General features: G+C 26.7%; 20 protein-coding genes. 11 read left to right on the top strand and 9 right to left on the bottom strand.

Annotated elements, in window-relative coordinates; translation table 11 throughout:
• Nucleotides 1-60: 60 nt before the first annotated feature.
• Nucleotides 61-2,061: an excinuclease ABC subunit UvrB gene (gene uvrB, locus BABL1_RS04045; protein WP_023792737.1), complete on the bottom strand. Its 2,001-nt coding sequence runs from the start codon at nucleotides 2,059-2,061 to the stop codon at nucleotides 61-63.
• A gap of 26 nt (nucleotides 2,062-2,087) precedes the next feature.
• Entirely contained in the window at nucleotides 2,088-3,842 is a 1,755-nt protein-coding gene (locus tag BABL1_RS04040; RefSeq protein WP_023792735.1) for a DEAD/DEAH box helicase, read from the bottom strand.
• 396 nt (nucleotides 3,843-4,238) lie between these two features.
• Here BABL1_RS04040 and BABL1_RS04035 point away from each other — a divergent pair, with 396 nt between their 5' ends.
• A complete protein-coding gene (locus tag BABL1_RS04035) occupies nucleotides 4,239-5,042 on the top strand; it encodes a hypothetical protein (RefSeq protein ID WP_023792733.1) in 804 nt (267 codons plus the stop codon).
• Between the two features lie 10 nt (nucleotides 5,043-5,052).
• Here BABL1_RS04035 and BABL1_RS04030 read toward each other — a convergent pair whose 3' ends face one another.
• Both BABL1_RS04030 and BABL1_RS04025 read right to left on the bottom strand, forming a co-directional pair.
• Nucleotides 5,053-6,120: a tetratricopeptide repeat protein gene (locus BABL1_RS04030; RefSeq protein ID WP_023792730.1), complete on the bottom strand. Its 1,068-nt coding sequence runs from the start codon at nucleotides 6,118-6,120 to the stop codon at nucleotides 5,053-5,055.
• 154 nt (nucleotides 6,121-6,274) lie between these two features.
• Nucleotides 6,275-7,321, bottom strand: a complete 1,047-nt coding sequence (locus BABL1_RS04025; protein ID WP_044601185.1) for a hypothetical protein — start codon at nucleotides 7,319-7,321, stop codon at nucleotides 6,275-6,277.
• A gap of 290 nt (nucleotides 7,322-7,611) precedes the next feature.
• On the opposite strand from BABL1_RS04025, the gene BABL1_RS04020 reads away from it, so the two are divergent.
• Nucleotides 7,612-8,154: a hypothetical protein gene (locus BABL1_RS04020; RefSeq protein ID WP_023792725.1), complete on the top strand. Its 543-nt coding sequence runs from the start codon at nucleotides 7,612-7,614 to the stop codon at nucleotides 8,152-8,154.
• A 179-nt stretch (nucleotides 8,155-8,333) separates the two neighbouring features.
• On the opposite strand, the gene BABL1_RS04015 is transcribed toward BABL1_RS04020, so the two are convergent.
• Complete coding sequence (locus BABL1_RS04015; RefSeq protein ID WP_023792723.1) at nucleotides 8,334-10,718, bottom strand: AAA family ATPase; 2,385 nt, start codon at nucleotides 10,716-10,718, stop codon at nucleotides 8,334-8,336.
• A gap of 311 nt (nucleotides 10,719-11,029) precedes the next feature.
• On the opposite strand from BABL1_RS04015, the gene BABL1_RS04010 reads away from it, so the two are divergent.
• Both BABL1_RS04010 and BABL1_RS04005 read left to right on the top strand, forming a co-directional pair.
• The gene (locus BABL1_RS04010) at nucleotides 11,030-12,589 is read left to right on the top strand and encodes an ATP-binding protein (protein ID WP_023792720.1); all 1,560 of its coding nucleotides are present in this window, start codon (nucleotides 11,030-11,032) and stop codon (nucleotides 12,587-12,589) included.
• 15 nt (nucleotides 12,590-12,604) lie between these two features.
• Nucleotides 12,605-14,170, top strand: a complete 1,566-nt coding sequence (locus tag BABL1_RS04005; protein WP_023792718.1) for an ATP-binding protein — start codon at nucleotides 12,605-12,607, stop codon at nucleotides 14,168-14,170.
• A 301-nt stretch (nucleotides 14,171-14,471) separates the two neighbouring features.
• Here the strand turns inward: BABL1_RS04005 and BABL1_RS04000 are convergent, their stop codons facing one another.
• The 3 genes from BABL1_RS04000 to BABL1_RS03990 form a co-directional block, all read right to left on the bottom strand.
• The gene (locus tag BABL1_RS04000; RefSeq protein WP_023792715.1) at nucleotides 14,472-15,599 is read right to left on the bottom strand and encodes a hypothetical protein; all 1,128 of its coding nucleotides are present in this window, start codon (nucleotides 15,597-15,599) and stop codon (nucleotides 14,472-14,474) included.
• A gap of 202 nt (nucleotides 15,600-15,801) precedes the next feature.
• Nucleotides 15,802-18,261, bottom strand: coding sequence for a leucine--tRNA ligase (gene leuS / locus BABL1_RS03995; protein WP_023792712.1), 2,460 nt, complete (start codon nucleotides 18,259-18,261; stop codon nucleotides 15,802-15,804).
• A gap of 104 nt (nucleotides 18,262-18,365) precedes the next feature.
• Nucleotides 18,366-19,112 (bottom strand): iron-containing redox enzyme family protein, encoded by a 747-nt coding sequence (locus tag BABL1_RS03990; RefSeq protein ID WP_023792709.1) that lies wholly within the window; start codon nucleotides 19,110-19,112, stop codon nucleotides 18,366-18,368.
• Nucleotides 19,113-19,453: 341 nt separating this feature from the next.
• On the opposite strand from BABL1_RS03990, the gene BABL1_RS03985 reads away from it, so the two are divergent.
• From BABL1_RS03985 to ndk (BABL1_RS03955), 7 genes are all read left to right on the top strand, one after another.
• Nucleotides 19,454-20,308, top strand: coding sequence for an ankyrin repeat domain-containing protein (locus BABL1_RS03985; RefSeq protein WP_171814738.1), 855 nt, complete (start codon nucleotides 19,454-19,456; stop codon nucleotides 20,306-20,308).
• A gap of 397 nt (nucleotides 20,309-20,705) precedes the next feature.
• A complete protein-coding gene (locus BABL1_RS03980; RefSeq protein WP_023792704.1) occupies nucleotides 20,706-21,476 on the top strand; it encodes a class I SAM-dependent methyltransferase in 771 nt (256 codons plus the stop codon).
• Complete coding sequence (locus BABL1_RS03975) at nucleotides 21,451-22,083, top strand: Phosphoesterase MutT/NUDIX family (protein ID WP_023792701.1); 633 nt, start codon at nucleotides 21,451-21,453, stop codon at nucleotides 22,081-22,083. Before BABL1_RS03980 ends, BABL1_RS03975 begins: the two co-directional genes overlap by 26 nt.
• A gap of 169 nt (nucleotides 22,084-22,252) precedes the next feature.
• Entirely contained in the window at nucleotides 22,253-22,765 is a 513-nt protein-coding gene (locus BABL1_RS03970; RefSeq protein ID WP_023792699.1) for a hypothetical protein, read from the top strand.
• Nucleotides 22,766-23,022: 257 nt separating this feature from the next.
• On the top strand, nucleotides 23,023-24,825 hold the full coding sequence (locus BABL1_RS03965; protein ID WP_023792697.1) for a 30S ribosomal protein S1: 1,803 nt from the start codon (nucleotides 23,023-23,025) through the stop codon (nucleotides 24,823-24,825).
• On the top strand, nucleotides 24,812-25,228 hold the full coding sequence (gene ndk, locus BABL1_RS03960) for a nucleoside-diphosphate kinase (protein WP_023792694.1): 417 nt from the start codon (nucleotides 24,812-24,814) through the stop codon (nucleotides 25,226-25,228). Before BABL1_RS03965 ends, ndk (BABL1_RS03960) begins: the two co-directional genes overlap by 14 nt.
• Nucleotides 25,229-25,396: 168 nt before the next feature.
• Nucleotides 25,397-25,795: a nucleoside-diphosphate kinase gene (gene ndk / locus BABL1_RS03955; protein ID WP_044601304.1), complete on the top strand. Its 399-nt coding sequence runs from the start codon at nucleotides 25,397-25,399 to the stop codon at nucleotides 25,793-25,795.
• Nucleotides 25,796-25,829: 34 nt separating this feature from the next.
• Here the strand turns inward: ndk (BABL1_RS03955) and BABL1_RS03950 are convergent, their stop codons facing one another.
• Complete coding sequence (locus BABL1_RS03950; RefSeq protein ID WP_044601184.1) at nucleotides 25,830-26,165, bottom strand: PD-(D/E)XK nuclease domain-containing protein; 336 nt, start codon at nucleotides 26,163-26,165, stop codon at nucleotides 25,830-25,832.
• Between the last annotated feature and the right edge of the window lie 63 nt (nucleotides 26,166-26,228).

Below are 26,228 nucleotides of genomic sequence, written 5' to 3'. Positions count from 1 at the left end.
TTATTTACCATAACATTAACTCAAAGTCCCAGAATTAATTCTGGGACTTTATTATTTAATTTATTTTAATAAACTCTTGAGTTCAAACCATTTTTGTCTAAGTTCTATTGCTTTTTCAAAATCAAAATTATCAGCAGCTTCTTGCATTAATTTTTCTAATTTAGTTATATTATCTAAAATATCGATATCGCTATCTATCTTATTAACTTTTTTCTTCTTATTTGATTTGGAACTTAAAGCAATAGCTTCTTGAATTTTTGATATACTTTTTGAAACTTCTCGTTGAACAGTAACTGGACTAATATTATGATCTTTATTATAAGCAATTTGAAGAGCTCTTCTTCTATTAGTCTCTGTTATTGCTAATTCCATAGATTTTGTAATTTTATCAGCGTAAAATATAACTTTTGATTCAGTATTTCGAGCTGCTCGACCTACCGTCTGAATTAAAGAGCGTTTATCTCTTAAAAAACTTTCAACATCAGCATCCATAATAGCAACAAGAGCAACTTCAGGAAGATCTAATCCTTCTCTTAATAAGTTAACACCTACAACACAATCAAAGACTCCTAAACGAAGTTTATGTAAAATTTCTGTTCTTTCAGGTGTTTTTATGCTGCTATGTAAATAACAAACATTGATCATCTCTCTTTCAAGATAATAAGCAAGTTCTTCTGCTAATTTTTTTGTAAGTACAGTCACTAATGATCTAAATCCTTTTGATTTAGTCTCTTTAATCTGACTTATTAAGTGCTCAATTTGCCCTTCTCGTTCTTGAACTATAATTAATGGATCAACAAGACCTGTTGGACGAATAATTTGTTCAACTATTAAACTACTATTTTTATATTCATACTCTGAAGGAGTTGCTGATATAAAAATCACATCTTTGAAGTATTTTTCTATTTCGTCAAATTTTAAAGGTCTATTATCAAGTGCGGATGGCAATCTAAATCCAAAATCTATTAAATTTTGCTTACGACTCCTATCCCCTTGATACATTCCATTTAATTGTGGTAAGGCAATATGAGATTCATCTATAATTAACAGAAAGTCATCTTGAAAAAAATCAAGTAAACAAAAAGGTTTTTCGCCTTTTGCTCTACCTTCAAAATGAACAGAATAATTTTCAATGCCTGAACAGTATCCTGTTTCTTTGATCATTTCAAGATCATGAGTGATTCTGGTTTTTAATCGATGGCTATATAGATCATTTTTAATTTCTGGTAACCAAGAATTAAGCTCTTTTTCTATACTTATAATTGCTCTATCTTTTTTCTCTTGAGTAGTTACAAAATGCTTTGCAGGAAAAATTAAAGTATTATCAAGATTCATCAAAATATTATTATTATTCTTATCTACCCATTGTAAAGCTTCTATTTTATCATCAAATATTTCTATTCTAAGCTTTTCTCTTTGATATGGTAATTGAACTTCTACTGAATTTCCAAAGACTTGAAAAGTTCCTGATGATTTTTCAATATCATTACGTTCATATTGAATAAATACTAGTTTTCTTAGTAATTCTGTTCTAGAAAGATTCTGTCCTAATTCTAAAGAAAAAGCTAATTCACGATAATCTTGAGGATTACCTAAAGAATAAATACACGACACAGAAGCAATAACTATAGTATCTGGTCTATTAATAATAGAAGCAGCTGCTTCTATACGCAATCTTTCTAATTCTGCATTTACCTTAGTTTCTTTTGCAATATAAATATCTTGAGCAGGTAAATAAGACTCTGGCTGATAATAATCGTAATAACTTACAAAATAACAAACTTTATTTTCCGGAAAGAAAAGAGAAAACTCTTCATAAAGCTGTGCAGCAAGAGTCTTATTGGGTGCCAGAATCAGTACCTTTTTATTTTGATTGGCTATAACATTTGCAATAGTAAATGTTTTACCTGATCCTGTAACCCCAAGCAAAGTCGAAATATTTGGTTTATTATCTTTATTTAAATCTGATTCAGTTCTTGATTTTGATAATTGCTCTATAGCTTTTATCTGATCACCTGCAGGCTTAAATTTAGATTTTAATTTAAATATCGATTTACTCATTATAAATATTTATACTCAGTTATAAGTTATCTAGACCTTCTTCTAGATCTATCAGAACCTGATCTTGAACGCTCACGAGAACTATAATCAGAACGAGATCTTGGTCTAGAACCAGATCCATATCTAGATCCTGAACCTGATCTTCTTGAAGATCCCGCATCATTAACATAACATGTTAAATTAACACGAGCCTTAAGTCCTTTTAAAGTTCTTTGATGAAGTGCTGTTAAGAGTTCAGGAGAACAATCTGCAGAAAGTTTAACATAACTTCTTCTATTAATAATTCTAATTTTCTTAATTTGATCTTCTTTAACAATACCAGTATCCATTAGATATTTGATAATATCTTCTTTATTTATATTATCTTCTGAACCTAAATTAATACAAATTTCTTGAAGTTCATCTAATTCTTGATCTACATGAACATATGGTATTTCTTCAAGATCTAATGTTGATAAGAATTTCTTATAAAGCAAATTACCAGCAATTTTAATTAGTTGTTCTTGACTTAAATTATCAAGCAATCTATAAACTGCATCGATTTCAGTGCTTTTAACTTTATCTACTTTATCAAGTTGTTCTAGCTCAGTTGCTTGATCTACTTGAGTTTGAGTTTTTATAAATTGTGAAATTTCTTTTATTGCATTATTAATCAACATTTGAGTTGATGGAACATCTATAGGCAATAACTTAACTCCAAATTGACGCTCAATTCTGCTAACTGATCTTAAATCACCTTTAATAATAAAGGTTATAGCTGTACCTTTTTTGCCAGCACGACCAGTTCTTCCAATTCTATGAACATAACTTTCAAGATCTTCTGGTAGAGAATAGTTAATCACATGAGTTAAATTAGCAACGTCTATACCTCTGGCAGCAACGTCAGTTGCAACTAAAATGGTAAACTCTTTCTGTTTAAATTTCTTAATAACTAAGTTACGTTGAGCTTGACTCATATCTCCATGAAGCGCCCCAACGCTATAGCCTCTTTTAGTCAATTCATCAGCAACTTCAGACGCTAAAATCTTAGTTTGACAGAAAATAATTCCATAAAATTCTGATGCACTTTGTATAAATCTCGTAACTGCATGCAATCTTGATTTAAATGGTACTATGGAATAAAACTGTTCTGTCTTTTCCGTTGTTACTTGTTTTCTACTAACTTGTACTACAACTGGCTCTGACATATGAGATCTTTTTATATCTTCTATTCCGGACTTTACAGTAGCTGAGAATAACCAAATCTCTCTATCATCAGGACAGTGATTTAAGATATCTTCTATCTCTTCTTTAAAGCCCATATCAAGCATAATATCAGCTTCATCAAGAACAAGTGTATTGATCTGTGATAAATTCATAGTTTTTCTTGATATATGATCTTTGATACGTCCTGGAGTTCCCACTATGACTTGAGCTCCAGATCTTAAAATTCTTATTTGCTCATCCATAGATACACCACCATAAATTAATGCAGTAGTAATCTTAAGATTTTTTGAAACAAGTCTTATACTTTCATAAATCTGTATAGCAAGTTCTCTTGTTGGTGCAATAATAAGAGCTTGAGGTTTCCTTAACTCTATGTTTATTTTATTAATTAACGGAAGCACAAAAGCTAAAGTTTTTCCTGTTCCTGTTTGAGCTTGACCATGAAAATCGATCTTTTTTTCACTCAATAAAAGAGGAATTGCTTTCTTTTGTATTTCAGTCGGATACATAAAGCCTAAGCTTTCTAAAGCATTCTGTATCTCAGGCTTTAAATTCATTTCTTTAAATGTAGGCATTAATTCTTTTTCCTAAATTTGATTATTTATATTATTTTACTTTTATTAATTTTTATTAAAATTAATTATATTTGATTGTTACTACTAATTAATTTACAACACGAAGCATTTTGATGCAAAATAAAATTCAAATAATAATTCAAATACTTATTATATTTTAACATATTATATTAAATTTGGCTAGCAAAATTTACAATTAGTAGTCAATATTAATTAATTATTTAATTAATGTGACTTATTTAACTAAGAAATTCTTAATATCAAGCTCTAATGAACTTGCTTGAGTAAGATTATGATATTATATTATATTATAAATTATATTATTAATTACTCTAAGTGTATATTATTTTAACAAAATACTTTAAATTTATTAAACTTAAAGACCTTGAAAACTAAATGGATAAAACATTGAATAATAAATTAATAAAACAACTTATTAATCAGATCATTTTAAAGTACAATCCAAACAAACACCTTTGTTCTGCAACCGTAAACCCTTATATATCGAACGCCAAAGACAGAGATAATTTAGAAATTGCATGTATGCTAACTAAGCATAAAGATATTTATATGACATTTAATCCTAAATTCCTTAGTAAAATAGATCCCTTACTATTAAGTTTACTAAAATATAAAAAAATAACAAAAAAAATAAAAAAAGTGTCTTATTTTCTTTATTACTTATCTGAACCGGTCAATATAGATCAAAAAATTATTATGATGCCGTCTTTTATAAAAGAAAAGAAAATTCTTTTATATACCACAAAGAGCTTAAAAAATGCTTTAATTATGTATCTAAACGATTTAGAAGCAAATTTAAAAGAATTTCAAGAGCCAGGGTCATATTTAGAAAATGATAATCATTATTTAACAGGGTTGTTATTAAATTATAAGAAAAGTAATATAAGGTTCTTTTATCTTATTAATTTTTTTAGAGATAGTCTTGAATTTGATCAAGATATAGAAATTACTGATAATAATCCCTTTTTCGATTGGCCAGAAAGAATAAAAATAGATTTTCAGAATTTTATAAAGAAGAATTGGCAAAAATCTCAATACTATAAAATATATAAACAGGATAAAGAAGAAGCTATTCAAATAATTAGTAAATATAAAAATTTATCTTTAAAAGATATTAATAATCTGATTAAACATAACAATAATAAAATAAGAAACTTGATAAAAGATAAGTTTAAGTAGCACTATAAAATTAATTATCAAACACTTTATTAGAAATTGATAAGCTTAATTGCATATACTTATTATAAACCTCTAGCATATTGTCAGTTATTTTATCTGTTTGATTCCTAGAGATATAAAGCCCTGTTACCATATAATTAAGGGAATGAGAAATTTCTTTCGATCGTTTATTTAAAACGTTTTCTAAAATCTTATAAGCTTTGTCTTGCTCATTAATTAAAAGATAAAGACGCGCTAAAATTAAATAATCGCGAATGAAGTTAAATCTATTAATAGTTAGCATATACTTATACACTCTAATAGCATGCTTTAATTCGGTTTTTGAAAAATACTTTATCAATGAAGATTTCAAATTTGATAAGATAGAAAAAGCCTCATAGCTTTTATGATTTAAAGCTTCTTTTAAGTAGCTAATTTTTATTTCTTCTTTTTTAGTAATTAACAAAGTTAGATAATAAAATATATTATTAGAATCTTGATAAAAATTTTTAATATTATCTAGCATCTTAGCAGAAATTTTTAAATTCTTATCTATATAGAAGTAAATCCTAAACAATACTATTTTTGCCTTTAAATTATCTTCGTCTTTTTGTAAGATCTCAATATAATTTGTTTTTAATAAATTTACTTCTTCTTTAAAAATATTTTCAATAATATTAGATGGAAGTAATAACAGTATAGAAACTGAAGGATCTAAAGAAAAAATCTCAGGTGATTCAAACGATAACTGATCTTTTATTAAATTAGATTCATCTTTAGAAAAACGTTGATCTATTTTATCAATTAATTTTAAAGCATTTATTATGCTCTTTGTTGAATGAGTAAATGCTATACTTAAAAATAACTCCTTAAGCCTATCAGGCAATACTCTTATATTTATTTCTTTAATTTTATCGATATATTCCTTCGAATAATAATCAACACTATCATAAGCAATATTGTTATCTAAAATATATTTAGCAGTAAGCTCACTCAAATTCTTTGGTGCATAATAAATTTCTGTAGATTCAGAAATTGATAAATTTATTTTAGACAGAAAACAAATCAAAACAAAAAATAAACAAAAATATTTAGACATTTATAATTCCTTTATTAATTATAATACTACTAATAGTATATAGCATTAGATTAATTCATCAAAGTTAAGAATATATTATTTCGCTTCAATTATCTATTAGAATTTTGGGTAATTGCTCGTAAAATAATGGACACAAAAATTAATTTTTAAGCATTTAAATAGTTGAATTATCTTGGGTAAATAAAGACATATGTATAAGATATACATTGCTAACTTTACTAACAATATAACTAAATATTTCTGGATCTAAATTTTTGGAATCATATATATCTTTTATTAATAAACAATTTACTATATAGAAAATAGGATACCATTGTTTTTTATAAGAATATTTTAAAGCATTATCTATTATAGAATTAGCTTTTTCTTTATTATTCAAACAATAGTACAATATAGCAAGCCTCAAAGAATTAATTGTACAATAAAACTCACTATCTATTTGATTTAGGCTACGTTCATAAGATTGAATAATATTTTGTAATTCTTCTTTATTCAGCTCTTTAATTATATTTATATATAAAACAATGTCATCAAATAAAAATCTTAGAACTTCCCAGCTATTTAGGCTTAACAGTTTTTTGATTTCATTAGATGAGACTTGTCCTAATTCATTAAATTTTATTACATGATATAAAATATTATTCTGTTCTGGCATATCTAGCACTAAATTTTTACAAGATTCTAAATTTTCTTCTATCTTATAAACTTTACACATTATATATCTTGCTTTAATATCATCCTGATTTGATTTTATCTTTCTTAAGTAAATATCTTTTATTTCATTTATTTCAGAGATAAATAAGTTTTTACCGAAAAATAAATTTATATGCAATATCATAATAGCATAAGGATCAATAGACAAAGTCTCTGGAGTCAAAGTAGATAAAATATCTTTTATAAAATCAACAGCATCTTTACTAAAATTACTATCTAGTCTTTCTAAAAATCTTATTGCTTTTAACATACTTTCATTAGAGCAATAACTAGAAATCATAAGAAATAGATCTTTAAGACCTTGGGGCATATCAACCATATTTATTATCTTAATATTTCTATATTTCTTTAAATAACCTTTAAGATCTTGATTTAGTTCATCGGTATTGATTTGATTCTCAATAATATAATCAGCACATTTATCAGCCAATGATGACACATAAGATGCATTAGAATAATCCACTTCATTAATACTTTCTAAGGACATAGACACTAGGCTTCCATTAAAAATTATTAATCCATTGAACAAAAAATTAAAAAAGTATTTTTTTATAAAATTATATAATATCATAATTTTGTCATTTTATTTGATAATATGAAATATATTTAATTTGAATATACAGACATTATTAATTAATGTCAAAATCATAAATAACTTTAATTTAACTTAAAGATACCTAAAGAAAAACACTGTACCTTATGACAAAGGTATAATAATCCTATAAACTATTTAATTAATAATGTAAATCAAAATATTAAAAACCTTGGAGAAATTTCATGAAAAAACTAATATACAGTATAGCCTTAACTATTTTCATCTTTTCAGGTTTAAAGGCAACCAATAACATAGATAAAGCTACTGACCCAAAAGAATCTATGAAGTATGCTATTAAAAAAAGTAGACCTGATTTATTGAAAAAAGCTTTAACTAACTTTGAACTCTCAGAAAATGATAAAATTTGGCTTTTAATTTATGCAAATGAAGTTGCTCAAATTAGAAAAAATAAGATGAATCTTAATTTAATTAAACCGAAAAGCAAAATCACTCCCTTTGCTAACTATTTTTTCGTAAGCATAGGAGTTTTCTTCATAGGAGGCAGTATAACACTAAGCTTACTAGAAGAATATTTAAAAAAACACTCAGAAATATCGATCATTCCTACTATAATAACTGCCACTACAACAGTTTTAGCTATTAATAAGTTAATATCTATAGGAAAAGAAAAAAATAAAGAATACTTTATATTACATCCATATCGAAATGCTCAACAAAAATATTTAGATTCTATTAGCATTTTGGAATTAATTCAAATTAATTAAATCTGGAGGTAGTATAAATTGCTTATAAAATATCAATTTATACTACCTTTCTTAATAATTAGACTCAAATAGAGCTTAAATTAACATAAATTCTATATAAATATTAATAGAGAAAGCTAATTAAATAAAAGCCGAAGCTTTTATTAATACCTTTTTTATTATATCAAATCTAAATTAAATTAAGATTTTTTTTCTTCAGATACATTTTCTTCTTTATGTAAAATATACTTATTAACATTCTTTTTAGTAAACTCTGCAGTTCCTTCTTTTATGCTTTCAGCCATACCTGCCACAAATGCTTTTCCAAGTTCTGTTATTACAAACACACCCATACCTTCTCTTGAAAGTAAAGCAAAATAAGCAATTTTTAAAGCACCATTAATAACATTAGAACTATTAATTGAAGATGAAGATGTTGATTTTAAGTCTTTTCTCTTCTGCACTTGTTCTGCTTGTAATTTACAAAATGTAAATAATAATTTTTGATAATCATCACGTAAAAATTTTTCGGTAATTGGCTCTACAATCCAAGCACTTGGAAAGATTGCTAATGAACTCATAAGAGGTCTATTCCTAAAATCGATATAATTATAAAAACCAAACCACATTCCGCAATTTTCGGTATTTTTATCTCCCGATATGATCGCATTTCGGGTTAATGTCATAAATTCCTTAATATCTGAGCAAGAAAATCCATTGGATGCTGTAGTAAGAACCTTACCGCAGTTATATTGTTTTAACATCCTTAGCCTATAACCTTCTCTTAATACGTCCGAAATAAGATTATCAATATAATAACATATAATCTTATTTCGCTTATCATAATCAGGTAAATCTAACTCAAAAGCATTAGTCAACTCTAGAACCTTATTTCCACTAGGGAGTTCTTTAGGAGTTAAATATGAAGTACAGATAATATATATCAGATGCTTATACTTGGATTTTAAAACTAGTAATATATCTAACATAAAATCAAACATTGCCTTTCTAGATCCACTCGAATCCGTGTCTTTTAGTATTTGATCTATACCATGTATAAAAACAACCATAGGCAATTGACCTTGAATATTCTTAGTAAATAATCCAAAGATTTCCTCTCCTTTATTCTTTAATTCTTCTTTAGTAATCAGAGTAGCACCTTCATCTGTATTAAATATGGTCAAATCTCCTATAACACAAGCGGCTTCAACATATAAAAATTTCCATTGAGCTAATTTTGCCATAGTATAAGCTAAACTGAATTTACCTGTACCTGGCGCTCCATGTAAAAACATACCTTTGGAAATACTCTTTCTGTCTTTTTCATTTTTCAAAGTTTCTATAAGCGCTTTTATATGGGTAGTCTTACCATTAAGCAACAGTTCAAGAGGCGGTAGTTCAATATTACTTATGTCAAGGACATGTTCTGATAATAAACTGATTAAAGTAAGAATTAAATCTGTTTTAAGTCGATCATTATTAAGTGAATCGGTAAAAAGAAATTTAGGCGTTTCATCACTATCTTTGACAACAAAACAACTTATCCAATGTCTCTTCTCTTTAATATAAATTAAAAATATTGCAGATCCAGAATAATTTATATCTCTAAATTCTCTTGCTAGATTTTTTAATTGATCTAAGTTAAAAAGCTCTCTAATATCTTTATCAAGACAAAATACAGGCATATCTTCAGGAATTTCAATAGCTCTATCTTTTTCTAACTTAATAAGATTATCTAAATCTTGTGCATTTAACCAATGACCTGGCTTTTCAACAGTAGCTTTTGTCTTTAAATTAAATCGTTTAACAAATTCTTCACCAGATTGAGCTGTCCAGTTAATATTATAAAGCTCTTGTTTTCTTGCATCCTTGATTTGAGAATCTGATATAACTTCAAACTCTAAATTAAAACCTTCATCTTGAAATAGTTCAAGAAATATCAACTCAACTTCTCTTGCAGTAACCTCTAATCCGGTCTCTTCATATTCACTTAAAAAAGCACTTTTTATTATTTCTGCAGTAATATCAAAATTGACTTTATCTTGCTGATCATTACTTTGGTATTGTTCATCAATAATATTTCTAACGATAACGGGAATTTTATTAAGAAACAATCGTATTTTTTCATAATTCAAATTATCTGGAGCAATATTTATTCTTGCATAATCATTACTTAAATGAAATTTATAATCATTAGCTGTGCTATCTTGTGATATATCTGCATTTCTTAAATTTTTAATTAAATTATCTTCAAGATAAAATTCTGCTAAAGTTTTTATCCTGCTTTCTATAACATTCTTTTGCCATTCTGCTTCTATAGAACCAAAGAATCTATCTCTATTTTCATTACTTGTCAAAAGGCTCTTAAGAGCTTTATTTTCTCGCGACTTAAATAGTAAAAAGCTGTTATAAAGTGCATGATAACCACTAAAACTTCTGTCTCCATTATTTAATACTCGATATTGTTTTATTTTCTTAGAATTTTTAAACTTCTGCTCTTGTTGCATAGAAATTAAATTTAAATTAAAAAATACGCAAAGTGCACTTACACTCAAATTTAAAATCCTTAAATTACGTAAACTCATAAAATATGTCCCCTTATGAAAAATATAATTAATTTTTTACTTTTATTTGACAAAGTATTTAAAATTTTATCTATATTTGAATTTAACATATATATAAAAAATTGCAACGATTAATTAATACAATGGAAATTCAGAGTATATTTTGAACTAACTAGGACTGTTAAAAATTTAAATCCATTAATATTAATTTTATAATTTATCTGTTATCTATTATACTAAAATTAATAAGACCTTAATTAAATTATTAAGAACTGTGTTAGTTATAACAAATAAAGTCTTTGTTAACATTCACTATATTTTGAGAGATTATAATGTTAAAAAAATTACCTATAGATGTTAGTTCATTTAAGACTATGATTAATGATAATTATAAGTATATCGATAAAACTAAGCATATTTATAATATCTTTATAGCAGGTAGTAGATATTATTTTCTATCACGACCAAGAAGATTTGGAAAATCACTTTTAGTCTCGACTTTAAAAGAATTATTTTCAGGAAATAAAGAACTTTTTAAAGATCTTTGGATATATTCAAGTGATTATGACTGGAAAGAGCATCCGGTTATTCATTTAGATCTTTCTCAAATAGAACATCTTACTTCAAATGAATTAAGAATTAACTTAAATGATGCGTTAAAAAAAATAGCCCAAGATTATAATATTACTTTAGAATATAATAAAACGCCTGGTGCCACCCTTAAAGACTTAATTGAAAATCTCTCTAAGATAAATAAAGTAGTAATACTAATAGATGAATATGATAAACCTATTCTTGATCATATTAAAAATATAGAAGAAGCTGAAAAACAAAGAGAGATCTTAAAAAGTTTCTATAGCGTTATTAAAGCTCAAGATGCTAATTTAAGAGCTGTACTTTTAACTGGAGTCTCCAAATTTGCAAGAACTTCTGTTTTTTCTGGTCTTAATAACTTAAACGATATTACTCTTGATCCTAAAGCTGCTCAATTGCTTGGTTATACTCAACAAGAGCTTATCGATAACTTTATGCCCTATATTAATAATTTTGCTAATCAAGAAAATATTACATCTGAAGCTTTAATCGATAAACTCAAAAAATGGTATAATGGTTACCGTTTTTCAAAGATAGATACTAGAGTTTATAATCCTTTTTCTGTTCTTTATGCTTTAGATAAAAGGGAGGTTAATAATTATTGGATAGCTTCTGGTAATCCTGAATTTTTAATAGTGTTACTTAAACAAAAATATTATGAGATTAAAGATATAGAAAATGCTGAATTTTCTTATAACAGTATTGAAGCTTTTGATATTAGTAATATCAATATTATTGCTCTATTATTTCAAACCGGTTATTTGACCATAGTTGATTATGATAAAGAGTATAATAGCTTTAAAGTTAACTTTCCTAATTTTGAGATAAAACAATCTTTTACTAATTATCTGCTTACTGCTCTTTCTACTTATGATCTTAATACTATTGCTACTAAGATGCTTAATCTAAAACGAGCTATCGATCAAAATGATTTAATTAAGTTTTTTGATATTCTTGAAAATATTTTTGCTCATATTCCATATACTCTAACTACTAAAGATCTAAAAGAAAAAGATTATCATACTTTAATTCAGTTTATTTTAAGTGTACTGTCTATTAATGCTCAATCGGAAACTATTACTAATGCTGGTAGAATTGACTTAATTTTAGAGACTAAGAATATTATCTATATCTTTGAATTTAAATTTAATCAATCAGCGCAAATTGCTCTTCAACAGATTAAAGATAAAAAGTATTATCAGAAGTTTTTAGATAAAAATAAAAAGATAATACTTGTTGGCCTAAATTTTAATAATTTGGATAATAATCTTGAATTTATATCAGAAGAATTTCATTAAAACTGGAATATTATTATGTTAAAAAAATTACCAATATATATAAGTTCCTTTAAAGATATGATAGAGGGCAATTTTTTATATATAGATAAAACAAAGCATATTTACGATCTTTTTAACGGTTACAAACAATATTATTTTCTATCACGACCAAGAAGATTTGGCAAATCACTTTTAGTCTCAACTTTAAAAGAACTATTTTTAGGCAACAAAGAGATTTTCAAAGATTTATGGATATATAATAGTGATTATGTCTGGCAAGAGCATCCGGTTATTCATTTAGATTTTTCAGTTATTGCTCATAGATCTTCAGAACAACTAGAAATAGAAATCGTTAATCATTTGATTGAAATTGCCAAAAATTATTCTATAAATTTAGACGAAAATCAAAGCCCTGAGAGTGCATTATATCATTTGATAGTTAATCTATCTAAAATAAACAAAGTAGTAATTTTAATAGATGAATACGATAAACCTATACTTGATCATATTAAAAATATAGAAGAAGCTGAAAAACAAAGGGAAATTCTAAAAAGTTTTTATAGCGTTATTAAAGCTCAAGATGCTAATTTAAGGGCCGTTCTTTTGACCGGAGTCTCTAAATTCGCAAGAACTTCTGTTTTTTCAGGTCTTAATAATTTAAACGATATTACTCTTGATCCTAAAGCTGCTCAATTGCTTGGCTATACTCAACAAGAGCTTATCGATAACTTTATGCCCTATATTAATAATTTTGCTAATCAAGAAAATATTACATCTGAAGCTTTAATCGATAAACTCAAAAAATGGTATAATGGTTACCGTTTTTCAAAGATAGATACTAGAGTTTATAACCCTTTTTCTGTTCTTTATGCTTTAGATAAAAGAGAGATTAATAATTATTGGATAGCTTCTGGTAATCCTGAATTTTTAATAGTGTTACTTAAACAAAAATATTATGAAATTAAAGATATAGAAAATGCTGAATTTTCTTATAACAGTATTGAAGCTTTTGATATTAGTAATATCAATATTATTGCTCTATTATTTCAAACCGGTTATTTAACTATTACTGATTATGATAAAGAGTATAATAGCTTTAAAGTTAACTTTCCTAACTTTGAGATAAAACAATCTTTTACTAATTATCTGCTTACTGCTCTTTCTACTTATGATCTTAATACTACTGCTACTAAGATGCTTAATCTAAAACGAGCCATCGATCAAAATGATTTAATTAAGTTTTTTGATATTCTTCAAAATATATTTGCTCATATTCCATATACTCTAACTACTAAAGATCTAAAAGAAAAAGATTATCATACTTTAATTCAGTTTATTTTAAGTGTACTGTCTATTAATGCTCAATCGGAAACTATTACTAATGCTGGTAGAATTGACTTAATTTTAGAGACTAAGAATATTATCTATATCTTTGAATTTAAAGTTAATCAATCTGCTGAAATTGCTCTTCAACAAATAAAAGATAAAAAGTATTACCAGAGATTTTTAGATAAAAATAAGAAGATAATACTTGTTGGTCTAAATTTTATCAGTAGTAAAGATAAAATAGAGCTTGATTTTATAGCAGAGGCTATTAATTAACCCAAATTTTTGGCCTAAAGCAAGCTAAAGTTGTAATCAAATGAAACATAAAATTTTAAATTCAAAGTCAGACACTGTAACAATAAATTTTATCAAAAATTAGATTAGCAATTATGTTTAAGCTATTTAAAGAAATAGTCAGTTAAGCTTAACTGACTATTTCTTATTTTTTAAGTACTAATGAGCAACTTAATCTACAATATTTAACTCACTCTTAATTTTTCAAAAATTTTATCCTCAATCTAATTTTACCTGTCTGTTTATAGGAATTAATAAAAGAGAAACGGACATTAAATTAAAATTAGATCCGCTTATTAAGCGCATCAGCCACTAAGTCACAGTAAGAATTAAAACTATCAGACATAATCTTTGTAACTTTTTCTGATTGACCGGTCATTTTATAGTATGCTGTCAAATTAGCATAAGTAAAGAAATCTGTTTCCGGAGTTGAATTAAGAATATATTTTATAATGCATTCAACATTTTCTTGATCATCCATTAAATAATAAATATACATTAACAATGTATAATCATAGACAAATTTAAATCTATTATCCAAATTATTTAAAGATTTTTCCTTAAATTGTAATATATCTTGTAATAATTCTTCTTTTTCAATAGGATTTAACAATTCACGCTTACTGTATAAATCAATCACAACCCTGTCAATAACCCCCATATGATTACTAGCATTCAATACTTGTTTTATATTTTTGACTTTAAGCTCTGCGCCTGAACCAATAATTACCATTAAATGGTATAATTCATGATCGCAAGCAATAGTATTGAGCAATAATTTATTCACTCCTTCAGTATTATTAGTACTTTTATATAGGTTAAACAGAATATATCTAGCTTCTAAAGAATCTTCATTGGAAGTTATTTTATTTTCGTAAAAATTTTTTATTTCTTCTAATTCAGATTTTAAAACATTAGAAAAACCAAATGATAATAATGACAATACTGTAGTCGCATAAGGATCTATTTTAAATAAATTTTGAGGACAGATAGATATAAGACTTTTTAATACATCTGCTTCTTCTTGAGTAAAATGATTGTCTAGTTTATCTAGTACTTGAAGCACCTTCAATATTGATTCCAAAGAATTAGAATTAACTATACTTAAAAATAACTCTTTAAGCCTTGCAGGCATTCTTCTTGATTCTATTTCTTGAATCTTCTTCATGTACTCTTTTAAATCTTGAGTAATTTGAACATCGTCATTAGCTTTCCAATCTATGTTATTAGCAGTAATATAACGAGCACATCTTTCAACTAATGAGATATTACAGGAATTAAACACAGGTATTTTAAATTTTGAATCTTCTACTTCATCTTTTGACATAGCTAATAATGGTTTAGAAAGTAAACCCAAAGACAATATTAATAGCAAACTAAAAACTTTATTTTTTCGACTTATATTTAACATTATAACCTCTATTATTGTTATTTGACAATATTATTATATTAATTAACGTATAACAATATCGCCTAGTTGTCAAATGCGCAAAAATTAAATGTAAAAATAATTATAATGATTAAAAATATTTTAGATTTAGATACAATTTAGAAAAATTTAACAAAATTAAACCCGAGGATAAACTCGGGTTTAAAAAATTATAAAGCAAAAGTTACTTTACAATGAAATTAATAAGCTTATTTTTAACATAAATATGCTTCATAAGCATCTTGTCTTCAAGCCATTTAAAAACTTGCTGATAAGCCAAAGATCTAATTTCATCCTCTTGAGCATTTACATCAACATCAATAGTTCCTCTTAATTTACCATTAACTTGAATTGCTATAGTAAAAGATTCATCTTTGATTAAAGTTTTATCATAAGTAGGCCATGAACAATCTTGCAATTGTTTATTTAATAATTTTTCAATCAATTCTGAAGATATATGAGGAGCTAAAGTTGATAATAAAACTAGTATTTTCTCAGTACTTGAGAATGATAGCACTACATCTTTGTGTTTATTTTGATCAGTTAAATCGTTTAACAATTCCATACAAGAAGATATAGCTGTATTTGGTTTAAAAGCATCAATACGCTCTTGAAAATCTTTAATAAAACTATTAATACGCTTTACTATTTCAATAGCCTCTTGATAATTAATGTCTTTAGAAACTCTATTTTCTTGAGTCATAAATAACCAAAATCTATTTAAAAAGCGCTTTATACCATCAAGTCCAGAATCCTGCCATTGACTATCAAGCTCAGGTGGACCCATAAACAAAATATACATTCTTAATGCATCAGATCCATACTCTTTAACCATTTCATCTGGATTAACAACATTACCTTTTGATTTAGACATTTTTTCTACTTTTTTACTCTTTTCAGAATATTTAGTTACCATACCCTGATTAAATAAATGAGAAAAAGGTTCATCAAAAGTTAAATATCCTAAATCGTATAGAACTTTAGTATAAAATCTAGCATAAAGTAAATGTAATATAGCATGTTCTATGCCGCCGACATATAAATCAACTGGCAACCAATACTTAAGTTCATGTTTATCAAAAGGTTTATCATTTAAATCAGGATTTGGATATCTCAAAAAATACCAAGAAGAACCTGCCCATTGAGGCATAGTATTAGTCTCGCGTTTTGCTCTTGAATGACATTTAGGACATGGTACATTAACCCACTCTTCTATAGCGGCAAGTGGCGATTCTCCCGTACCTGTTGGCTGATAGCTCTCTACCTCTGGTAAAGTTACAGGTAATTGATCTTCAGGCACTCCAACTATACCACATTTAGGACAATGAATTAGAGGTATAGGTTCTCCCCAATATCTTTGACGAGAAAATATCCAATCTCTAAGTTTATAATTTACTTTTCTTTCTGCTTTTTTTGCTTTTACAAGAAAATCGATTATATTTTCTTTTCCAACAGTAAAGGCTTGTGCTCCATCAAAAGCATCACTATTTATTAATATACCATCTTCGGTATACGCTTGAGTTAATTCGGTATTTTTATAACCTTTATACGGTTGTACTACTTGTTTGATAGGCAAATCATACTTTTTGGCAAACTCGAAATCTCTTTCATCATGCGCAGGAACTCCCATTACTACACCAGTACCATAACCTTTTAAAACATAATCAGCAAGGTATATTGGTAATCTATCTTGAGTGATAGGATGCAAAGCATAAGCACCGGTAAAAATTCCAGTTTTTTTGCCTGTTTCCTCTAGCTTTTTTGCTCCAACTAAAGAAGCATATTTATTTTGATAGTCAATGACTTGATCTTTATAATCAGAAGTTACAATTAAAGGCACTAAATCATGGTCTGAAGCTATAGATAAAAAAGTAACACCATAAATAGTATGTGCACAAGTTGTATAAACTGGAAGATCTATAAGTGAACCATCTGGAGCTATTACTTGAAATGTAATTTCAGCTCCTTCACTTTTACCTATCCAATTTCTCTGCATAGTTTTTACTTTTTCAGGCCACTCTAATTTATCAAGTCCTTTAAGTAGCTTTTCAGCATAATCGGTAATTTTCAAAACCCATTGCCTAATCCTTTTTTGCTCAACTGGGGTTGCACAACGGTCACATTCGCCATTGACTACCTCTTCATTTGCAAGACCTGTCAAACACGCAGGACACCAGTTAATTGGCATATCTTGCTCATATGCAAGACCAGCATCAAACATTTTTAAAAATATCCATTGAGTCCATTTATAATAATTAGGATCCGTAGTATTAATTTCTTTTGACCAATCATAAATAACAGCCACTTCTTTTAATTGCTTTTTAAAATTAGCAATATTAGAAGCAGTATTAATAGCAGGATGAATACCTTTTTTTATAGCATCATTTTCAGCAGGAAGACCAAAAGCGTCCCAGCCCATAGGATGTAAAATATTATATCCTTCCAACCATTTTATTCTTGAATAAACATCAGATAAAACATAACCTCTCCAATGGCCTACATGAAGACCAGAACCAGAGGGATAAGGGAACATATCAAGACAGTAAAATTTTTTACCTGATTTATCATTTTTAGTTTGAGCAACTGGCGAATCTTGCCAATTTTTTTGCCATTTCTTCTCTATTTTTTCAAAATCATAACTCATAATATACCTTTAGCAACATATAAACTATATATAAATATATTTTATATCTTTTGCTTAATTAATAAACAAATATTAATATTAATTATAATTTATAATTTTAAAAATTAATAATTTATTCTAATATGATCTTGAGTAATCTTTCTATATAATCGCTGTTTTCTATACTTATAAAGCTCATTAAACAATAAATTTAAGCTATAAGCACCTAAATTTATTCCCTGTTTTATATAGTAACGCTCTTCTTCTACAATTTCCCAACTTTTTGAAACTAAATCAAAAAAGTCTTTAGCATGCTTTTTATCTAATTTTTCATGACAGGTATAGTAACCAAGATGCTCTTGAGAAAGCCAATTATTTTTCAATACATAATCTTCAAGTGTACTTGAAATATATAAAAACATATATTCAATGGTACCTAAAAGAGAAGCTGCCACTAATTTATCATCCAAAGCACAAGTACCCCAAGCAGACATTATAAACATACGCGTTTCAGGCCATAATTGACGTTTTTCTATATCTTGTTTTGACACACCTAAATTATTTAAAAAAGACAAAAAAGTATTTAAATTATCCTTACTAACACCTTGACAATGGTCTTCGTAAAGATTTTCTATTATGTTTAATCTTAAATCTGAATCAGGCAACTTGTTAACCAATTCTAGTAAAAATCTAGGAAAAAATTTAGCAACAGTATAAAATTGTATCTGGGTCTCTATAAAATCTTCTTTATCAAATTTCTTATCTTGCAAAGCCGAAAAATAAGAATTATTCTTAAAATCTAAATCTTCAAGCAGATTGTCAACATAATTAAACAAATTATTATCTAAATTGTTTAGATTGTTCTTTTCCATCTTTTTACTCTTTCACTTAAATATATAAAATTATTATTTACAAACAACTTATCGATTTTTAATCTTTAGCTCAACAATAAACTTATATTTTATGATATTAAAACTTAATAATTAATGTAAATAAGCCTTTATCTTAATGAAATATTGATCAAGTATTATCTTATATAATTTAAATTTTTATTTGAAAAATATATAACAATTTGACACTTTGTCTATTTTTATACAATTATAAATGTTAAAAATATGAAGTATACAATATATCAGTAAAATATAACTTTAAATGATGAATAAAAATGAAAAATATAAAATACATAATATTTATATCAATTTTAAATTTAATTATGAATAACCTACTCGCTATGCAAGAGAAAGAAAATAAAAGGATTAACCAAGACTCCTCTTTCTTTAACATACCTAACGAGGTTCTTATTAATATTTTTGATCAACTTTTAGATAAACAGATTTCGCAGTTAGATCAAGCTCAAGATATTTACCACTTTTATAATGAATCTGATAAAATTTTTAAACAAACATTAGGTCATATTAAATTAACCTGTAGATTATTTAACAAATTGGGACAAGATCCGATTTTAATAAAAATATATAACAAGAAAATTAATAGTAATAATAAACTAAAAGAATTAAAAGATCTGTTTATAGGAAAATATAAAAATTGGACTAAAAATGACCTTAATCAAAAATTAAGCAAACTTAGCTTCAATTCAATGAATATAAAAGGAGCTACTAAATTAATAATTGCAGGAGCTAATATTAATACTCAGGATAATCTTGGCAATACTGCTTTAATAATAGCAGCTCATCATGGACACACAAAAATCATTAGATTATTACTTCAATACACCGGCAAAGATCCTATTGATTTAAATATTCAAATAGCTTTGAAAATAGCAGCAAATCTTAAAAATAAAAAAATATTTAAATTATTACTTGAATACAAGAGCGGTAAGGATCTAATTAATATTAACCTACATGATAGCAAATTTGGCTATGTTGCTTTAATAAAGGCAACTGTTGATGGAGATATAGAAAGCATTAGGGCATTACTTGAATATAATCAGACTAAAAAGCTAAATTTACTAAATGATTTAGGAAGTATAGTTTTAACATTAGCAAAGCGTAATAATCATAAAGAAATCATCAAGCTATTAAATTACTATCTAGAAAAGCAAAAATAATAATTATATTTAATTTGCATCTCAACATATTATTAGATCCCTTTTTATTACAATCGAAGAATAACTGATATACCCTATCTAATTGCATCTTTTTGATAATTATACACTAATAGAAATATAAGCACAATATGTCAAAAAATTTAAAAATATTTTAATGATAACTTCTAATCCTGATTGTCCAAACAAAACAGACATAGTAAAATATTACTTAAATAAAAGAACTGTAAAGATGCTATTGATGTAAATCTTAAAGATAATTTTGACGAAACTGCCTTCATTAAAGCCAAGCTAATAAACAAACAAAAAATAAACTATATTTTTTATTAGACAAATCAATAAAATTGAAAAAGAATCAATTTATGTTAAAATAAGTAAACAACTCTAAAACAAATTAAAAATGAAAAATATAAGAATCAAAATTTTAGCTATATTATGTCTAGTTCTTTTACTTTTAAAAAGCACTTGGTTCAATGAAATCGGTTTTTTTCTAAAAGAAGCTTATAAAAATATAGGAATTACAGGTGCTATAGCACCTATCTCCCATACAACAGCCGATCATATATTAAATAAAATTTTAGAAACAATAAAACAAAATAAACTAGAAAAGATCAAAATATTAGAAGCCGGTCCAGGAACAGGCTCTTTATCCCAATATATTATTTCTAATCTTGAAAAACATAAAGTTAATTTTACTATAGATCTTGTAGAAATTAATAAAGAATTTTCAAAGATATTAGACAAAAAATTTAAAAATAATAGTAAAGTCAAAATATATTACCAAGATATACTACAGTGGCATCCTAAGACTAAATACAACTTTATAATATCTACCATACCATTTAATACTAAATATTTTACAGCCGATATAGTAAAAAATATATTAGAAAAATATCACAGCTTAATAGATTTAGATGGAATTATATTCTGGGTAGAATATGCAGCGTTTGGTAAAATCAGTACTCTATTTTTAAATCAAGAAGAAAAAGAAATATATTTAAAAAAACATATGTTTATAGATGAATTTAAAAGTAAGCATCAAGTAAGTAAAGATTTTATACTTTTTAATCTCCCTCCTCTATATTTATATTATGCAAAATTGGATTCTGTTTTTAATAAAAATCTAAATAAGTCTAAGGTCAATTATGAATCAAGAAAATATAAAAAATAAAATCGAAATTACTAATAAAGTAGACGAACTGATTTTAGTAGTTAAAAGAGAAAAACTTTTCCCTCAAGGTGATTTCTCAGGTTTAAAAAGTATTGATAAAGAAGAAATGGAAAGTTATTTACAAATAATTAGCGATCATAAAGAATTTTTGCCAAGAAGTCTAATGGAAAATGATCCTAATTATAAACAGATTATCCCATACTTAGTATTCAAAAATGAAGATAAATATTTCTTGATGCAGCGACAATCAAAAGCTACAGAACAACGTCTTAAAAACAAGTATTCTTTAGGAATTGGCGGACATATAAGACAAGAAGATATTGTCAGCGCAGATATAATTGACTGGTCTAAAAGAGAATTTGAAGAAGAGGTAGACTTTCAAGGAAATTATAAAGTAAACCTAATTGGCATTTTAAATGATGATTCAAATGCAGTAGGACAAGTACATATCGGATTTGTTTTCTTAATCGAAGGAGATTCAGATTCAATCAAAGTTAAATCTGAACTAAAAAGTGGTGAACTCTTTACATTAGAAGAATGCAATCAATATTATGATCTACTAGAAAGTTGGTCTCAAATAGTAGTTGATTATTTCAAATCTAATTAATATTTTTATTTCATATCTATCCTTTTAAGTATCTAATAGAAAAAACATTTATAATTGCATTGCTTTTAAAAGAAATAATATTTTTAAAAATATTGCAATTATAAATAAATTTGTTTTATTATAGTATTATACACTAAATATCTGACTAATAAAAAAGGAGGAATAGTCTATGAAATACACAAAATATCTACTTTTAGGATTAATGTCTATATCTGGTTTAATTTTTAATAATGCCTATGGTAACATACAAGCATTTAGACAGGCATTTCTTAAAGAAATTGATCTTACAAAAAAATGTAAAAAGGATTGGTTTAATTACAAAAAAGAATCATTTGTTAATTCCATTGATTTAATGGCTAAGCAACATGAAGATAAATATGAACTTGAAAAAAAATATGTTAACAAAATGGCAGAAAAAGCAACCGCTTTTAAATCTGATGAATATGAACAAGACCCTATAGCACACAAAGAACATAAAGCTAAATTCTTAAAAGCTAAATTATGGGATAAGATACACTTAATGGAAAAACATTCCAAACAATGGGAAGAACATTGCAGAAAATTCCGTGACAAGGCAAAAGAATTACAGGAAGAACATAAAGAAAAACTGCAAGAATTAAAAGACTACATCAAAGATAATCTTGAACAAGATAGATATGAAGATGAAGCTGATGAAGAATAAAATTTGATTAAATTTTATTAATAAAAAGAGGAAAAGAAACTTATTTCTTTTCCTCTTTTTTATTTTAAAATATCACAATTGAACTTAATATAAACTATTGCCTATATCTTTTATTCCCATTTTAATGGAATTTGTAAATTTATTAATTATATGGTATTATTAATCTGACAAAATTAATAATATGTTTAACAATCTTAACCTTTTCTTATTTTGGCGATTAAATCGCACTTTTAAGAAGTTGCGTAGGGAGCATTTAAATGTCCAAAGAACGTATAAAACCTCAGCAGTTTAGTAAAGCTCAAGCAATATTTAGCGATGAGGAACTACAACTTAGCCCGGAACAACAAGAAGAACTTTCATCTCTTTATGGAAGAACTCTTGATCAGTTTAAAAAAGGAAACCTCATCACGGGCAAAATTATAAAAGCAAGCCCAGAGGGAGTTCTAGTAGATATTAACTATAAATCAGATGGCCTTATCCCCTTATACGAATTTACAGATCATGAATTAAAAAAATTACAGCCAGGTTCTGAAATTGAAGTTATTCTAGATGAACTAGAAAACAATGAAGGTAATGTATTACTTTCATATGAAAAAGCAAAAGCTATGAAAGCTTGGTCACAAATAATTAAACTTTTTGAGGAAGGTAAGCCAGTAGAAGGCGTAGTTACTCATAAAGTAAAAGGTGGCTTAAGTGTAGATATTGGTGTACCGGCATTCTTACCTGGATCACAAATAGATGTTCAAAGAGTAACCGATTTTGATCAATTTGTAGGTCAAGTAGTTACAGCAAATATCATAAAAGTAAATCAAAAACGTGGTAATGTTATTATCTCAAGAAGAAAATACTTAAACGAACAAAGATCTGAAAGTCGCAAGAAGATTCTTGATTTACTTGAAGTTGGACAAGTTATCCAAGGTGTGGTTAAAAATATCACAAACTATGGTGTCTTTATCGATATAGGTGGTGTTGACGGATTACTTCATATTACCGATATGACTTGGGGCAGAATTGCTCATCCAAGCGAATTAGTAAGAATCGGTGAAACTATAACCGTTAAAGTACTATCCTTTGATAAAGTAAATGAAAAGATCTCTCTAGGATTAAAACAACTTAATGAAAATCCATGGGAAAAAATTCCAGCAGATGTTCAAATTGGTTCTAAAGTTACAGGCACTATTTCAAGTATAACAGACTACGGTCTATTTATAGAAATTCTACCAGGTGTAGAAGGTCTTGTTCATATATCTGAAGTATCTTGGACCGATAGAATAAGTGATTTACATAAAAACTTTAAAGTAGGTCAAAAAGTTGAAGCATTAGTAGTTTCTCTTGATAAAGAAAACCGCAGAATGTCTTTAAGTATTAAACAACTTGAAAAGAATCCTTGGCAAGCAATAAGCGAAAATTACCAAGTTGGACAAAAAATCAAAGGTAAAATCAGCAATATAACTGAATTTGGTTTATTTGTACAATTAGCTCCTGGTGTTGATGGCCTTGTACATATATCAGATCTATCATGGACTGAACATATAGAACATCCATCAGATAAATACAAAAAAGGTGATGAAGTTGAAGCTGTAGTAACAGGTATTAATAAAGAGAATAAGAGAATATCTTTATCTATTAAACATTTATCTGAAAATCCTTGGACAGAAATAGAGAAGAAACATCCAGTAGGTTCTATAGTTGAAGGCCAAGTAGCCAAGATTAATAAATTTGGTGCTTTTGTTAGATTGGCATCAGGAATAGAAGGATTAGTCCATTCTTCTGAAATTGGTTCTAATAACGAAAAATTTGAAGAACTATTAAAATCTGGCCAACCAACTGAATTTAAAGTTGTGAAAGTTAGTGAAGAAGAACATAGACTTGGTTTAAGCTTGAAATCTGATGAGCAAGTAGCACAAGAAAAAGCAAGAGCTAAAAAACAAGCTGCTTCTAAAGATAATAAAGATAGATATTCTAAAAAAGATAATAGAAAATCTGATCAACCTAAATCTCAATTACAACTTGAACTTGAAAAGTTAAGACAAAAAGAAGCACAAAATGATAACGAATGAAACAACATTTGCAATAATAAAGCCTGATGCTGTCCAAGATAATATAGCAGGTTTTATAATTTATCTTATTGAATTAAATAAGTTTAAAATATTAGAACTGAAAAAAGTTCAATTAACAAGAAAAGAAGCGGAAGAATTTTATGATATTCATAAAGACAGACCTTTCTTTAACGAGTTGGTTGAATATATGATTTCTGGACCAGTAATATTAATGGCTTTAGAAAGAGAAAATGCAATTAACGCATGGCGAGAATTGATGGGAGCAACAGATCCTAAGAATGCCGCTATGGGTACAATTAGAAAAATGTTTGGAAAATCAATAGGATCCAATGCAACTCATGGCTCTGATAGCCCTGAAACAGCAAAAAGAGAACTAGGAATATTTTTTCCAAATCTAAAATAAACAAAAAGAAAGAGCGATAAAACGCTCTTTCTTTTTTATTAAGCATATTTATTGGAGTATACTATGATTAAAATAAATAAGATTTTAATATCTTGCTTATTAACTTTAATGCATTTTAGTTTTAACGCTTTAAAGCTAGAAGAAAAAATAGAAGTTAAAAAACCAGAAATTCAATCAACATTAGCAATAATTAAGCCTGATGCGGTTAATAATTTAAATAGTGGCGATATTGTTAGATTAATAGAGCTTAATGGTTTTAATATCAAAGAAATGAAAAAAACCACTATTGAAAAAAAAGATGCAGAAAAATTTTATGCTGTTCATAAAGAAAGACCTTTTTTTAAAGAATTGGTTAATTATATGACTTCAGGACCTATTATTGTTATGGTTCTTGAAAAAACTAATGCTATAGCTTCCTGGCGTGAGTTAATGGGCACCACTAATCCCGATACTGCTAATATGGGTACAATTAGAAAGATGTTCGGTCAATCAGTTCAATTAAATGCTGTTCACGGCTCTGATAGCCCTCAAGCTGCTCAAGAAGAAATTAAATTTTTCTTTAAGTAATAATAGAAGAGCACTGTATATAACAGTGCTCATATTAATTAATCTCATCTGTTATAAATTCAAGTTCAGTCTTATCTTTACTATTAATAAAATTCAGACCAATGAGTATTATCTTCTTATTTTTATCTAAAAACCTTTGATAATATTTTTTATCTTTGATTTGTTGAAGAGCAATTTGAGCTGATTTATTTAATTTAAATTCAAAGATATAAATATATTCTTTTGTCTCTAAAACTAAATCAATTCTTCCATTATTGGTCAAGATCTCTGATTGAGATTCTAAAGATAATAAACTAAATAAGAATTGTAATAGTGCATGGTAATAACTTTCTTTTTCATCCGATATTATTATGTATTGGAATACTTGCAAATAGTATTTCTATCTTATAACAGAATTGAGCTATATCGTTATTTTATAGAGCTTTTATTAATT

The organism is Candidatus Babela massiliensis, assembly GCF_000513475.1.
Lineage (GTDB): Bacteria > Babelota > Babeliae > Babelales > Babelaceae > Babela > Babela massiliensis.
The sequence above is the reverse complement of the archived record's forward strand: the minus strand, read 5'-3'. Positions and strand labels throughout refer to the sequence as shown.